Source organism: Curtobacterium sp. SORGH_AS_0776 (assembly GCF_031453355.1).
In the GTDB taxonomy this organism is placed as follows: domain Bacteria; phylum Actinomycetota; class Actinomycetes; order Actinomycetales; family Microbacteriaceae; genus Curtobacterium.
The window spans coordinates 3,148,206-3,161,593 of record NZ_JAVIYU010000001.1; the positions used below are offsets into that span (position 1 = coordinate 3,148,206).

The following is a 13,388-nucleotide window of genomic DNA, read 5'->3' on the forward strand; positions in this document are numbered from 1 at the left end:
ACGAGGAGTCCCGATGGACGACGACCCACTGATCGACGCGATCCGGCGAGCCGTGGTGGCCGCTCCGGAGGACGTCACGCTCCGGGTCCACCTCGGCCGCCTGCTCCTCGACGCGGGGCGCCGGGTCGAGGCCACGACCGAAGCGGCGGCAGCGGTCTCGGTCGCCCCCGACGACGCCGCGGCCCGGGCGCTCATGCTCGAGGCACTGCAACCCCACGCGACGGCCGGCCCCGCCGCGCCCGGACCGGACGACGCCGCGACGGACGACGCCGGTCCCCCGTCCGCGACCGGGTTCGACTGGCACGCCGCCGAGCAGCAGGTGGAGCACATCGTCGAACCGGCGTTCGTCGACGACGACGGCCCGGACCCGGACCCCGCGTCGGCGTTCTCCGTCGAGCGCGCGGGTGTCCGGTTCGCCGACGTCGGTGGCATGGAGACCGTGAAGCAGCGCCTGACCGCGGCGTTCCTCGCACCGCTCGCGAATCCCGAGCTGCGCACGCTCTACGGCAAGAGCCTCCGCGGTGGCCTGCTCCTGTACGGGCCGCCAGGCTGTGGCAAGACGTTCATCGCCCGGGCCGTCGCGGGCGAACTCGGCGCACGGTTCATGAGCGTCTCGATCACCGACGTGCTCGACCCCTACGTCGGCCAGAGCGAACGGAACATCGAGGCCGTGTTCCGCGCCGCCCGGGCTGCGGCGCCCTGCGTGGTGTTCTTCGACGAGGTCGACGCGCTCGGACAACGGCGCAGTCAGACCCGGAGCTCGCACGTCCGCGGGATGGTGAACCAGCTCCTCACCGAGCTGGACGGCATCGACGGCGGGAACGAGGGCGTGTTCGTCCTGGCGGCGACGAACCAGCCCTGGGACGTCGACCCCGCGCTCCGCCGACCCGGACGGCTCGACCGCACCGTGCTCGTGCTGCCGCCGGACGCCCCCGCGCGCGAGGCGGTCTTCCGCAGCCACCTGCGGGACCGACCCGTCGAGGGCATCGACGCCGCAGCGCTCGCGAAGCGCACCGAGGGGTTCTCGGGCGCGGACATCGCCTACGTCTGCGAGGTCGCCGCGGAACGGGCGCTCATGGACAGCGTCACGACCGGGTCGGTCCGGCTGATCGGCATGGGGGACCTGCTCGGTGCCCTCGGTGAGGTGCGCCCGTCCACCGGTGCCTGGCTGGACGCCGCGCGCAACGTCGTCCTCTTCGGCGAGGACGACGGGACGTACGCCGACCTGCGGGCCTGGCTCAAGCGGTCCAAGCGCTGACCGACGGACGGGAGGCGCGGTGCCAGCCGGCACCGCGCCTCCAGTCAGTCAACTGGTTGCGATCGCGAGCCGCGTCAGCGACCCAGGAACTTCTGCAGCGACGCGAGCTCTTCCTCGGTCGGCGCCTTGCCGCCCTTGCCGCCGCCGAGCCCGAGACCGGACCCCTTCGGCGCCTGCTGCGGCGCCGCGGCCGCACCCGCGGCGAGCGCCGCACGCTTCGCCGGGTTGCCGACCTTGGACTTCTTCTTGCCGCCCTGCTGCTGCTTCTTGCCGCCGTGCATACCGGGGATCGGCCCCATGCCGGGCATCTGCGGGACGCCACCGCGGGCGACGGTCTTCATCATCTTCGCGGCCTGCTCGAACCGGTTCACGAGGGCGTTGACCTCGGTCACGGTGGAGCCGGCACCCTTGGCGATGCGGAGGCGGCGGGAGCCGTTGAGGAGCTTCGGCAGCTCGCGCTCCTGCGGGGTCATCGACTGGATGATCGCCTCGGTGCGGACGATCTCGCGCTCGTCGAAGTTGTCGAGCGCCTCGCGCATGCCCTTGGCGCCGGGGAGCATGCCGAGCATGCCCTTGATCGAGCCGGCCTTGCGGAGCTGCTGCATCTGCTCGAGGAAGTCGTTGAGCGTGAACGAGTCGCTCGCGATCTTCTCGGCGACCTTGCGCGCTTCTTCCTCGTCGAAGGCACCCTGCGCCTGCTCGATGAGGGAGAGGATGTCACCGAGGTCGAGGATGCGGCTCGCCATGCGGTCCGGGTGGAACGGCTCGAAGTCGTCGAGCCCCTCGCCCGTGGAGGCGAACATGATCGGACGGCCGGTCACGCTGGCGACCGACAGGGCCGCACCACCGCGGGCGTCGCCGTCGAGCTTCGAGAGGACGACGCCGGTGAAGTCGACGCCTTCCTGGAAGGCGCGGGCGGTGTTGACCGCGTCCTGACCGATCATCGCGTCGATGACGAAGAGGACCTCGTCGGGGTCGACGGCCTTGCGGATGTTCGCGGCCTGCTTCATGAGCTCGGCGTCGACGCCGAGACGACCGGCGGTGTCCACGATGACGGTGTCGTACTGCTGGTCGACCGCGGCCTTGATGGCGTTCTTCGCGACCTTGACCGGGTCGCCGACGCCGTTGCCGGGCTCCGGCGCGAAGACGTGCACGCCGGCCTGTTCGCCGACGACCTGCAGCTGCTGCACGGCGTTCGGACGCTGGAGGTCCGCCGCGACGAGCATCGGCGTGTGGCCGTCCTTCTTGAGCCACTTGCCGAGCTTGCCGGCGAGCGTGGTCTTGCCGGCGCCCTGGAGGCCCGCGAGCATGATGACCGTCGGGGGCCGCTTCGCGAACTCGAGACGCCGCTGCTGGCCGCCGAGGATGCCGACGAGTTCCTCGTTGACGATCTGGACGACCTGCTGCGCCGGGTTGAGCGCACGGTTGACCTCGTCGGAGAGGGCCCGCTCGCGGACGGCTGCGGTGAACGCCTTGACGACCTCGAGCGCGACGTCGGCGTCGAGGAGCGCCCGCCGGATCTCGCGGACGGTGCCGTCGACGTCGGACGGAGTCAGCCGACCCTTGCTCCGCAGGTTGCGGAAGGTCTCGGTCAGCCGATCGGAGAGTGAACCGAATTGCGCCATGATCCGTCGATTCTACAAGGCCCGGCCCGGACGCTCTCGCCCGTTCACCGCAGGAGGACGCCCTCGGCGAGTTCCACCGTCGTGCCGAGCCCGAGATCGACCACCACCGGAGCCGACGACGGGGCTCGGTCGAGCGTCGGGAACCACTGCCGACCGGGCGACACCAGGATGAGCAGCCCGTCGACGTCGCCGACGGGGGCGAAGTCGGGCCCCGGCGGGTCGGCGTAGGGGTCGAGTCCGTGCTGGCTGAGCGTCTCGACCGCCCCGGGGACGTCCGGGACGGCGATGCCGACCTCACTGACCGACACGAGCAGCGGGGCGAGCGGCGCGGCGTGCCCGTCGGCCGGCGCGGCCTGCCCGGCGGCCGACGCGCCCTGTCCGCCGGTCGGCGCGGCGTCGCCGTCGGGGAGCTCCCGTCGCTCGATGAGCTCGAGCAGCTGCCGGTCAGGCCCCTCGAAGTACACCGACCGCGAGTCCCAGCCCGCCGGCCCCTCGAACTCGTCGGCACCGTCCGCCCCGAGCACCGTCGCGACCTCGGCCACCCGGCGCTTCGCGTCCGCGAACGTCCCGGTCGGGATCGTGAACGCGAGGTGGTGCGCCCCGGTCATCCCGTCGAGCTCCCGGAAGACGAGCTGCGACGACCCGACGGTGACCCGGACCGAGTCGTCGTCGGCGAGCACGGCGCACCCGAGTCGCTCGTAGAAGCGGACGGTGTCGTCGAGGGAGCGGGTGGCGAGCTGGACCTGGCGGATGTGCATGGCCCCACCCGACACCCTCAACCGCACTTCAGGTCAAGCCCCGGACTACTGTCCGACGCATGCACCTCCGGGAGATCGACCTCGGCGGCTGGGCCCGTGCCGCTGCCGTCGCACTGCTCTGCGGGTTCGCCGCCGCCGTGTTCGCGTCACGGTTCGCGATCCCGGTGTCGACCGTCGTGGCCGTCGGCATCGGCGCAGGGGTGCTCGTGACCGTCCTCGTCGTCGTCGCCTGGGCCACCATCGGCGGGTACGCCACCCAGCGGGCGCTGCGGGAGTGGGTTCGAGGGGGTCCGGAGCCGGTCGGCGTCCCCGCCCGACGGCGGGTCCGGTGGCTCGCACACTTCGTGGACCGGACCAGCTGGTTCGCGTGGCTCTCCGCGGTCCTGGCCGTCCTGATCCTCGCGCTGGTCGTCCCGCAGCTGTTCGACGCGACCGACTGGCAGGACGTCGTGCTCGCGCTCTTCCCCGGGGTGCTGTGGGCGGGCATCGCGGTGCACGTCTTCGCGGTCGAACGACGCCACCTGCCACGGGCTCGTGCGCTGTACGAGGAGGAGCTCCGCACGGCAACGTGGCAGGACGTCCGCGTGCCGTGACCTCCGGACACCCGTCGATGCCGTTGTTGGACGGAGTACAGAAACTGTCGTAGCCTGGCGCGCATGCCGGAACTCGACATCGTGCGCCCGTCCGGGTTGCTGGACCACGCCGAGGGACTCGCACTGCAGCGGGCCCTCCACGCCGACGTCGTCGCCGGCCGCTCACCCGGGGCCGTCGTCCTGTGCGAGCACCCGTCCGTGTACACCGCCGGGCGTCGCACCGAACCGTCCGACCTGCCGACGGACGGCTCCCCCGTGGTCGACGTCGACCGCGGCGGACGGATCACCTGGCACGGACCGGGGCAGCTCGTCGCGTACCCGATCGTCCGGCTGGCCGAGCCGCTCGACGTCGTCGCCTGGGTGCGGGACCTCGAGCAGGTCATCGTCGACGCGGCGGCCGCCGTGGGTGTGCTCGCCGAGCGGGTCCCGGGACGCAGCGGCGCCTGGGTCCCCGGCCCGGCCGGTGCCCCGCACGCCAAGGTCGGCGCGATCGGCCTGCACGTCGCCGAGGGGGTGACGAGCCACGGCCTCGCGATCAACTGCACGAACAGCCTCGACGCCTACGCCGCGATCGTGCCGTGCGGGATCAGCGACGCGGGGGTGACCACCCTCAGCCGCGCAGCAGGTCGCACCGTGACGGTCGACGAGATCGTCCCCGTGGTGCTCGACCGCCTCCGCGCCGCAGAGCGGGGCATGCACGCCGGACACCGGATCAGCAGCGCCGCGGGCACGCCCGCCACCACGCCCACACGACAGGAGACCCTCGTATGACCCTCGCCCCCGAAGGCCGCCGGATGCTCCGCGTCGAGGCCCGCAATGCCGAGACCCCGATCGAGACCAAGCCGGCGTGGATCAAGACCCGCGCCACCCAGGGCCCGGAGTTCCGCGAGCTGTCCGGCCTTGTGCGGAGCAAGCAGCTGCACACCGTCTGCCAGGAGGCCGGCTGCCCGAACATCTTCGAGTGCTGGGAGGACCGCGAGGCCACCTTCCTCATCGGCGGCTCGCAGTGCACGCGCCGCTGCGACTTCTGCCAGATCGACACCGGCAAGCCCGAGCCGCTCGACCGCGACGAGCCCCGCCGTGTCGCGGACTCCGTCGCCGAGATGGGCCTCAAGTACGCCACGGTCACCGGTGTGGCCCGCGACGACCTGCCCGACGGTGGCGCCTGGCTCTACGCGGAGACGATCCGCCAGATCCACGAGCACTCCCCCGGCACCGGCGTCGAGATCCTCGTGCCCGATTTCAACGGCCGCCCGGACCAGCTCGGGCAGGTGTTCGCCGCCCGTCCCGAGGTCTTCGCCCACAACGTCGAGACCGTGCCCCGGATCTTCAAGCGCATCCGCCCGGCGTTCACCTTCGAGCGCTCCCTCGACGTCATCACGCAGGGACGCGACGCGGGGCTGGTCACGAAGTCGAACCTGATCCTCGGCATGGGCGAGGAGCGCATCGAGATCGAGGACGCCCTGCAGCGGTTGTACGACGCCGGCACGGACATCATCACGCTGACGCAGTACCTCCGCCCGTCGCCGCGGCACCTGCCGGTCGCGCGGTGGGTCGCACCCGAGGAGTTCGTCGCCCTGCGCGAGGTGGCCGAGGAGATGGGCTTCGCCGGGGTCCTCGCCGGGCCGCTGGTCCGGTCGTCCTACCGGGCCGGGCGCCTCTGGGCGCGTGCCACGGTCACCCGTGGCGGCACGGTGCCGGAGCACCTGTCGCACCTGCTCGACGCGACGCCGGGTCGCCAGGCCGTCTGAGCGCTGGGACCGGACGGACGACGGACGGGAGGCGCGGTGCCAGCTGGCACCGCGCCTCCCGTTCCGCGCATGCGTCCGTGACGGACGCGTCGGTCGCTACGCGCGACCGCGGATGCTCCTGAGCAGCCAGCCGATGACGGCCAGGATGATGAGGACGATCCCGACCCACAGCAGGAACTTCAGGGCACCGACGAAGATGCCGCTGAAGAGCAGGACGAGGCCGACGATGATCGCGATGATCAGCAGAGCGGGCATGTGAGGGCTCCTTCCGTGTACCTGGACGATCCCTGTACTGCGCAGACGGTACCCGCAATCAGCCGACGAGGTTCTGCACGAACACGTGCGGGGTGAAACCGGTGAGGTCGTTGATGCCCTCGCCCTGGCCGATGAGCTTGATCGGGATGCCCGTCTTCTCCTGCACGCTCAGCACGAACCCGGCCTTGGCCGAGCCGTCGAGCTTGGTGATGACGAGGCCGGTGACGCCCGCGCCCTCGATGAACGCCTGCGCCTGCGCGAGGCCGTTCTGGCCGGTCGTGGCGTCGAGCACGAGCAGGACCTCGGCGATCTCGGTCTGCTTCTCGACCACGCGCTTGATCTTGGTGAGCTCGTCCATCAGCCCGGCCTTGGTGTGCAGTCGGCCGGCGGTGTCGATGACGACGATCTCGGTGTTGTCCCTGATGGCCTTCTCGACCGTCTGGTAGGCGACCGACGCCGGGTCCTGCCCGGGCTGGGCCGGTCGCACGACCTCGACGCCCGCTCGCTCCGCCCACGTCGCGACCTGCTCGACCGCGGCGGCGCGGAAGGTGTCCGCCGCACCGACGAGCACGGTGCGGTCGTACGTCTTGAGGAACTTCGCGAACTTGCCGATGGTCGTGGTCTTGCCGACGCCGTTCACCCCGACGACGAGCACGACCGCCGGCCGGTTGCTGAGCTTCAGCGTGGTGTCGAGCTTCGACAGCCGTTCCTCGAGCACCTCGCGCAGCATCCGCTGGAGGTCGGCGGGGTCCGTCGTGCCGTAGCGGTCGACGCGCGCGTGGAGGTCCTCGATGATCTCGTCGGCGATGTCCGGGCCGAAGTCCGCACCGATGAGCGCCGTCTCGAGGTCCTCCCACGTGGTCTCGTCGATCGTCTTGCGCTGGAACAGCCCGCGCAGCCGGGAGGACAGTGACCAGGAACTCGCCATGTTCCCAGCTTAGAGCGCGGCGCATGTGGGCGGCGCCCGGTACGCTCGACACCACGAAGGGGAGTATTCCTCCTCGGTGTCCCCGTCAGTACGGTCCGGAACGATCCGGGCCCGGGGCGCCGGTCGTGGTCGACACATCGTGCGGACCGCGGCGGAAGAGACCTTCAGGCCTCGGCGTACCCACCACCTGGTTGCGCCCATCGACCTGAAGGAAACCCGTGGACGTCCCACTCTTCGTCTGGCTCCTCACCATCGCAGGCATCCTCGCGCTGCTGGTGTTCGACTTCTTCTCGCACGTGCGCACCCCGCACGTCCCGCACATCAGGGAATCCGCGTTCTGGTCGGCGTTCTACGTCGGGCTCGCGATCCTGTTCGGTGTCGGCATCCTCGTCTTCGGCGGCGGACAGGCCGGCGGTGAGTACTTCGCCGGGTGGCTGACCGAGAAGGCACTGTCGGTCGACAACCTGTTCGTATTCCTCATCATCATGACGAGCTTCGCCGTGCCGAAGGAGTTCCAGCAGAAGGTCCTGCTCGTCGGCGTCGCGATCGCCCTCGTCGCACGCGGCATCTTCATCGCCCTCGGCGTCACGATCATCGACAACTTCTCGTGGGTGTTCTACCTGTTCGGCGCGCTGCTCTTCTGGCTCGCCTGGTCGCAGGCCCGCAGCGGCAACGACCACGGCGGCGACGAGGGTGACTCCCGCCTGATCCGGATCCTCAAGCGCGTCATCCCGACCTCGGACCACTACGACGGCGACCGCCTCACCACGAAGGTCGACGGCAAGCGCCTGTTCACGCCGATGCTGCTCGTGATGGTCGCGATCGGCCTCACCGACGTGCTCTTCGCGCTCGACTCGATCCCCGCGATCTTCGGGCTGACGCAGGACGCCTTCATCGTGTTCACCGCGAACGCGTTCTCGCTGCTCGGGCTCCGTCAGCTGTACTTCCTCATCGCCGGGCTGCTCGAACGCCTCATCTACCTCGGGCAGGGCCTCGCGGTCATCCTCGGGTTCATCGGCGTCAAGCTCGTCTTCCACGCCATGCACGTCAACGAGCTGCCCTTCATCAACGGCGGCGAGCACATCGAGTGGGCTCCGGAGATCCCGATCTGGTTCTCGCTGGGCTTCATCATGCTGACGATCGCGGTCGCCACGGTGGCGTCGCTCGTGGTGTCGAAGCGTCGCCAGGAGCGCGGGCTCACCCCGACGGGCGAGCCGAAGGAGGCCGTCGAGGCCGACGCGCACTAGTCGCGGCCACACGCCAGACGGGAGGCGCGGTGCCAGCTGGCACCGCGCCTCCCGTCCGTCGTGTGGTCCCGCAGGCCGGCGGCGCGCCGAGACTCGGCCAGGCGGACAGTTTCGTGGTCGCGAGGGCACGAAACTGTCCGCGGAGCCGAGTCTCGGACTCGGGCCTACGCGACCGCCGGCTCCGGGGACCGCTTCTGCACCCGCTGGCCGACGACGGCGGAGACGCCGTCCTGCCGCATCGAGACCCCGTACAGCGCGTCCGCGATCTCCATCGTGCGCTTCTGGTGCGTGATCACGATGAGCTGCGACGACGCCCGCAGCCGCTCGAACACCGTCAGCAGCCGCCCGAGGTTGGCGTCGTCGAGCGCCGCCTCGACCTCGTCCATGATGTAGAACGGCGACGGGCGGGCGGTGAAGATCGCCACGAGCAGCGCCACCGCGGCCAGGGACCGCTCGCCGCCGGACAGCAGGGTCAGCCGGTCGATCTTCTTGCCGGCGGGCTTCACCTGCACCTCGATGCCGGTGTTCAGCAGGTCGTCGGGGTTCGTCAGCGTGATCGACCCGGAGCCGCCGGGGAAGAGGATCGGGAAGATGACGTCGAACGCCTCCTTCGTGTCGTCGAACGCGGACTCGAAGATCGTCTGCATCTTCTGGTCGAGCTCGTCGATGATCGTCATGAGGTCGGTCCGGGTCTTCTGCAGGTCCTCGAGCTGCTCGGCGAGGAACGCGTGGCGCTGTTCGAGCGCCTGGAACTCCTCCAGCGCGAGCGGGTTCACCTTGCCGAGCTGGCCGAGGTCCCGCTCGGCCGCCTTGAGCCGTCGCTCCTGCTCGGCGCGGACGTACGGCACCGTCTCGACGTCGGCGGGGTCGACGTCCTCGGTGGCGTCGAACTCGGGCAGGGCGGGGCCGCCCGGGAGCGTCGACTCCGCGTCGACCAGTTCGACCAGGTCGTCGTCGGTGTCGGTGGTCGGGTCGGCGTCGGTCGGCGAGTCGGCGTCGGTCGGCGAGTCGTCGGACTGGAGGCGCGGCTCGGCCCCGTCCTCCGCCGCCGCCTCCGGCACGGCGCCGTCCAGGGCCGTCCCCGCCGCGGCGGCAGCGGCGGCCCGCTCGGCGTCGCGGTGCTTCCGGGCGAGGACCCGGGGGTCGATCAGGACGTCCACCGGCACCGGCACGTGCGGCCCGTATTCGGCGACCAGCACGGCCTCGACGAGCCCGAGCTCGCTCTGCGCCCGGTCGAGCACGCCGGACACGTGCAGCTTCTTCTCGTAGATCTCCATCTCGAGCGAGTGCACGCCGTCGGTGATGGACTGCAGGCGGTCGCGGAGTTCGCGCTCCTCGTTCCGGATCGTCTGGAGCTCGGTGTTCCGCTTCGACCGCTCGGCCTCCTCGGTGGCGAGCTGCACGCGGGCCTCGGCGAGGGACCGGTCGACGGCACCGAGCAGCCCGGGCAGGTCGGCGAGCACGTCCTCGGCGACGGCGATCTGCCCACGGCGGATCACGGCGAGTCGTGCGGCCTCCGCCGCTGCGGCACGTTCGGCCTCGAGCTGCCGCTCCAGCTGGTCGGCGCGGGTCCGCTCCGCACGGACACGCTCGCGGACGGTCTCGACCTGGATGCGTTGCTCGATCTCGGCGGCGCGTGCGGCCTCGAGCGCGTCCTGCAGCCCGGGGCGCTCGGACGCGTCGACGACGGGGCGCGGACGGTCGGCGAACTCCTGGCGTGCGCGTTCAGCCTCGGCCAGGGCCGCCTCGGCAGCCTCGACCGCGCCGTCGGTCTCGGCGAGGGCCGCACGCAGTCGCTCGACCTCGGCGGCCGCGTTCTCCACCTTCGCGCGGGTCGACGCGCTGGTCCGGTCGTACTCCGCCTTCGCCCGGGCGTGGGCGCGCGAGGCCGCGTCCGCATCGTCCGCCGCGCGACGTGCGTCCTCGACGGCGGTGCGGGCGGCCTGGAGGCGCGTGGCCGCGTCCTCGGCGTCGCGCGCGATCGCGTCGCGGCGGGTCACGGCGTCGTCGCGTTCCGCGACGAGTTCGATGCGCGAGGTCACGCGCTCCCCGCCGCCCGTCACGCGGACCGCACGGACGAGGTCACCGGACCGCGTCACCACCGTGGCCTGCGGGGCGGCGGTGAGCACCGCCTCCAGGTCGACCCCGTCGGTGTCCGCGACGAGCGTGTCCCGCAGGATCGCGGCGATCCCCGGCGGACCCTGCACGAGATCGAGTGCGCGGCGGACCCCGGCCGGGAGCCGCGCGGGCAGTCCGGACGGCGGGGCGTCGGCGTCCGCGACCACGACGTCGATGCGTCCGATGTCCTCGGTGCGGGCGTGCGCGACGGCGTCGAGCGCGACGGACCGGTCGTCGGCGAGGACAGCGTCGGCGAGCCCGTCGAGGGCGATCGCGATCGCCCCTTCGAACCCGGGCGTCACGCTGAGACGATCCGCGAGGCGACCCACGATGCCGTCGCGCCCGGCCTCGATGAGCGCCTGCGAACCGTCACGGACGTCGATCGACATGCCGAGCGCGGCGACACGGGCGTCCAGGGCGTCCCGTTCGCGCTCGAGGGTGTGCAGGCGGTCACGGAGTTCGTCACGCGCCGCCTGGGCCGCTTCCTGCTGCTCGCGGGCGGTCTCGAGCGCGGCGGTCAGCGCGTCCTCGTCGATGCCCTCGGACGGGTCCGCGCCGAGTTCGGCGAGGGCCGCAGCCGCCCGTTCGGACCGCTCCCCTGCCTCGGCCAGCGCCCGCTCTCGCCGTTCCCGGTCGGCCGCCGCGGAGCCGCGCTTCGACGTCGCCACGTCCACCGCGGAACCGAGGCGCTGGGCCTCGAGGTCGTGCTGCGAGACGAGGGCGGCCTGGGCGGCGATCCGTTCGTCGAGGGCGTCGAGCGCCGCACGGGCCGCCTGCACCCGCTGCGCCGCCACCGCCGTGCCGCCGGTCATCTCCGCCGCCTGCGCCTCGAGCCGGTCGGCTTCGTTCCGGACGCCCTGCACCTGCTCCGGCGTGATCGTGGGGCCCTGCTGCGGAGCGTCGGCCTGCTGCGCGAGGAACATCAGGCGCTGGTTCGCCAGGCTCGACAGGCCGCGGAGCCGCTCCTGCACGCTCTCCAGCCGGTGCACCACCGTGCGGGCGCGGTCGACGTCGTCGCCGACCATGCTCTGCTCGACGTGCTGCTGGCGGGCACGGGTCTGGTCGAGCCGTTCCTGCAGCACGATGCGCTCGGACTTGCGTCCGGCCTCGACCTCCTGGTGCTCGTGGAGCTCGCGGCGCAGGCGGACGACGTCGTCGGCGAGGATGCGGGCCTTGGCGTCACGGGCGACCGCTGCGACCGACTGGGCCTTGCGCGCGACCTCGGCCTGGCGTCCGAGGGGCTTCAGCTGGCGGCGGATCTCCCCCGCGAGGTCGGACAGGCGCGTCAGGTTCGTCTGCATCGCGTCGAGCTTGCGGAGGGTCTTCTCCTTGCGTCGACGGTGCTTCAGGATGCCGGCGGCCTCCTCGATGAAGCCGCGGCGGTCCTCGGGAGTCGCGTGGAGGACCTTGTCGAGCTGGCCCTGGCCGACGATGACGTGCATCTCACGGCCGAGGCCGGTGTCGCTCAGGAGCTCCTGGACGTCGAGCAGGCGGCAGTTCTCGCCGTTGATCGCGTACTCGCTGCCGCCGTTGCGGAAAAGCGTGCGGGAGATCGTGACCTCGGAGTACTCGATCGGCAGCAGGCCGTCGGCGTTGTCGATCGTCAGCAGCACCTGCGCACGGCCGAGCGGACCGCGCGTCGAGGTGCCCGCGAAGATGACGTCCTCCATCTTGCTGCCACGGAGGGTCTTCGCCCCCTGCTCCCCCATCACCCACGCGAGGGCGTCCACGACGTTGGACTTGCCGGAGCCGTTCGGGCCGACGATGCACGTGACGCCCGGTTCGAACGCGAACGTCGTCGGCTGCGCGAAGGACTTGAACCCCTTGATGGTCAGGCTCTTCAAGTACATGCGGTCTCCGGATGCTCTGGTTGGGCGTCAGGCTAACGCGTGCGACGGCGTGGGCGTGGTTGGCACACGGGGCAGATGTGGCTCGATCGGTTCATGAAGGCCTCACGCACGATCGTGGTGCCGCACCGGGGGCACGGCTTCCCCTGCTGCCCGTACACGTGCAACCGCTGCGAGAAGTACCCGGACTGCCCGTTCACGTTGACGTACTGCGCGTCGAAGCTCGTGCCGCCGTCCTCCAGCGCACGGCCGAGGACGTGCCGCACCTCAGCCAGGAGGCCGTGCAGGTCGGCGCGGGTCAGCCGCTCGGCCGGGCGGTCGTAGTGCAGCCTGGCCGCCCAGAGGGACTCGTCGGCGTAGATGTTCCCGATGCCGCTCACGAAGCCCTGGTCGAGCAGGACGCGCTTGATGCCGCTCGAGCGCTTCCGGGCGGTGGCGATGAAGCGGTCGTCGTCGAACGCGGGGTCGAGCGGGTCGCGGGCGATGTGCGACACCTGCTTCGGGATGCTCCGGCGCCACACGGCGTCGGGATCGACCTCGTCGACGTGTCCGGCGGAACCGGCCGGCGCCCCGTCGATCGTCGGGACCATCTCGTCGATCGCCATCGAGCCGAACGTGCGCTGGTCGACGAACTCGAGCTCGACCGGTGGCTCCGGGGAGCCGTCGCGGTCGGTGCCGGTGGGCTGGACGTCGAGGAGGATCCGTCGGTGCTTCGCCGCCTCGCGCCCGCGGCCGAGCAGGATCTGACCGCTCATGCCGAGGTGGGCCACGAGGGCCTCGGGTCGGTCGCCCTCGTGCTCGGGCTGCAGGGGCATCCAGAGGAACTTGCCACGACGGACCGCGGCGGCGATGGTGCGACCGGTCAGGCGGTCGGCGAAGTCCTCGGCCGGACCGTCGTGCCGGGTCAGTGCCCGGTCGTCGACGACGTCCACGTGCAGGACCCGCGCGCCGCTGACGGCGGGTTCGAGGCCGGCGCGGACGACCTCGACCTCGGGCAGTTCGGGCACG

At 71.6% G+C, this 13,388-nt stretch carries 11 protein-coding genes; 5 read left to right on the top strand and 6 right to left on the bottom strand.

Features of this window, described 5'->3' with window-relative positions; all coding sequences use genetic code 11:
• Window positions 1-13: 13 nt before the first annotated feature.
• Complete coding sequence (locus tag QE359_RS15410; protein ID WP_309779846.1) at window positions 14-1,258, top strand: ATP-binding protein; 1,245 nt, start codon at window positions 14-16, stop codon at window positions 1,256-1,258.
• A 74-nt stretch (window positions 1,259-1,332) separates the two neighbouring features.
• On the opposite strand, the gene ffh is transcribed toward QE359_RS15410, so the two are convergent.
• The gene (gene ffh, locus QE359_RS15415) at window positions 1,333-2,883 is read right to left on the bottom strand and encodes a signal recognition particle protein (RefSeq protein WP_022905829.1); all 1,551 of its coding nucleotides are present in this window, start codon (window positions 2,881-2,883) and stop codon (window positions 1,333-1,335) included.
• A 44-nt stretch (window positions 2,884-2,927) separates the two neighbouring features.
• Window positions 2,928-3,641 (bottom strand): VOC family protein, encoded by a 714-nt coding sequence (locus QE359_RS15420; protein ID WP_309779847.1) that lies wholly within the window; start codon window positions 3,639-3,641, stop codon window positions 2,928-2,930.
• Window positions 3,642-3,700: 59 nt separating this feature from the next.
• On the opposite strand from QE359_RS15420, the gene QE359_RS15425 reads away from it, so the two are divergent.
• From QE359_RS15425 to lipA, 3 genes are all read left to right on the top strand, one after another.
• Window positions 3,701-4,234 carry a hypothetical protein gene (locus QE359_RS15425; RefSeq protein ID WP_309779848.1) on the top strand — a complete coding sequence of 178 codons (534 nt, stop codon included), beginning with the start codon at window positions 3,701-3,703 and terminating at the stop codon, window positions 4,232-4,234.
• Between the two features lie 63 nt (window positions 4,235-4,297).
• On the top strand, window positions 4,298-5,005 hold the full coding sequence (gene lipB, locus QE359_RS15430; RefSeq protein ID WP_309779849.1) for a lipoyl(octanoyl) transferase LipB: 708 nt from the start codon (window positions 4,298-4,300) through the stop codon (window positions 5,003-5,005).
• Window positions 5,002-5,985, top strand: a complete 984-nt coding sequence (lipA, locus tag QE359_RS15435) for a lipoyl synthase (RefSeq protein WP_309779850.1) — start codon at window positions 5,002-5,004, stop codon at window positions 5,983-5,985. Before lipB ends, lipA begins: the two co-directional genes overlap by 4 nt.
• Window positions 5,986-6,081: 96 nt before the next feature.
• On the opposite strand, the gene QE359_RS15440 is transcribed toward lipA, so the two are convergent.
• On the bottom strand, window positions 6,082-6,240 hold the full coding sequence (locus QE359_RS15440; RefSeq protein ID WP_139199230.1) for a DUF4175 domain-containing protein: 159 nt from the start codon (window positions 6,238-6,240) through the stop codon (window positions 6,082-6,084).
• 58 nt (window positions 6,241-6,298) lie between these two features.
• Complete coding sequence (ftsY, locus tag QE359_RS15445) at window positions 6,299-7,168, bottom strand: signal recognition particle-docking protein FtsY (protein WP_070416414.1); 870 nt, start codon at window positions 7,166-7,168, stop codon at window positions 6,299-6,301.
• Window positions 7,169-7,386: 218 nt separating this feature from the next.
• On the opposite strand from ftsY, the gene QE359_RS15450 reads away from it, so the two are divergent.
• Complete coding sequence (locus QE359_RS15450) at window positions 7,387-8,415, top strand: TerC family protein (RefSeq protein WP_309779852.1); 1,029 nt, start codon at window positions 7,387-7,389, stop codon at window positions 8,413-8,415.
• 164 nt (window positions 8,416-8,579) lie between these two features.
• On the opposite strand, the gene QE359_RS15455 is transcribed toward QE359_RS15450, so the two are convergent.
• Window positions 8,580-12,383 (bottom strand): AAA family ATPase, encoded by a 3,804-nt coding sequence (locus QE359_RS15455; protein ID WP_309779853.1) that lies wholly within the window; start codon window positions 12,381-12,383, stop codon window positions 8,580-8,582.
• 32 nt (window positions 12,384-12,415) lie between these two features.
• A complete protein-coding gene (mutM, locus tag QE359_RS15460) occupies window positions 12,416-13,387 on the bottom strand; it encodes a bifunctional DNA-formamidopyrimidine glycosylase/DNA-(apurinic or apyrimidinic site) lyase (protein ID WP_309779854.1) in 972 nt (323 codons plus the stop codon).
• Between the last annotated feature and the right edge of the window lies 1 nt (window position 13,388).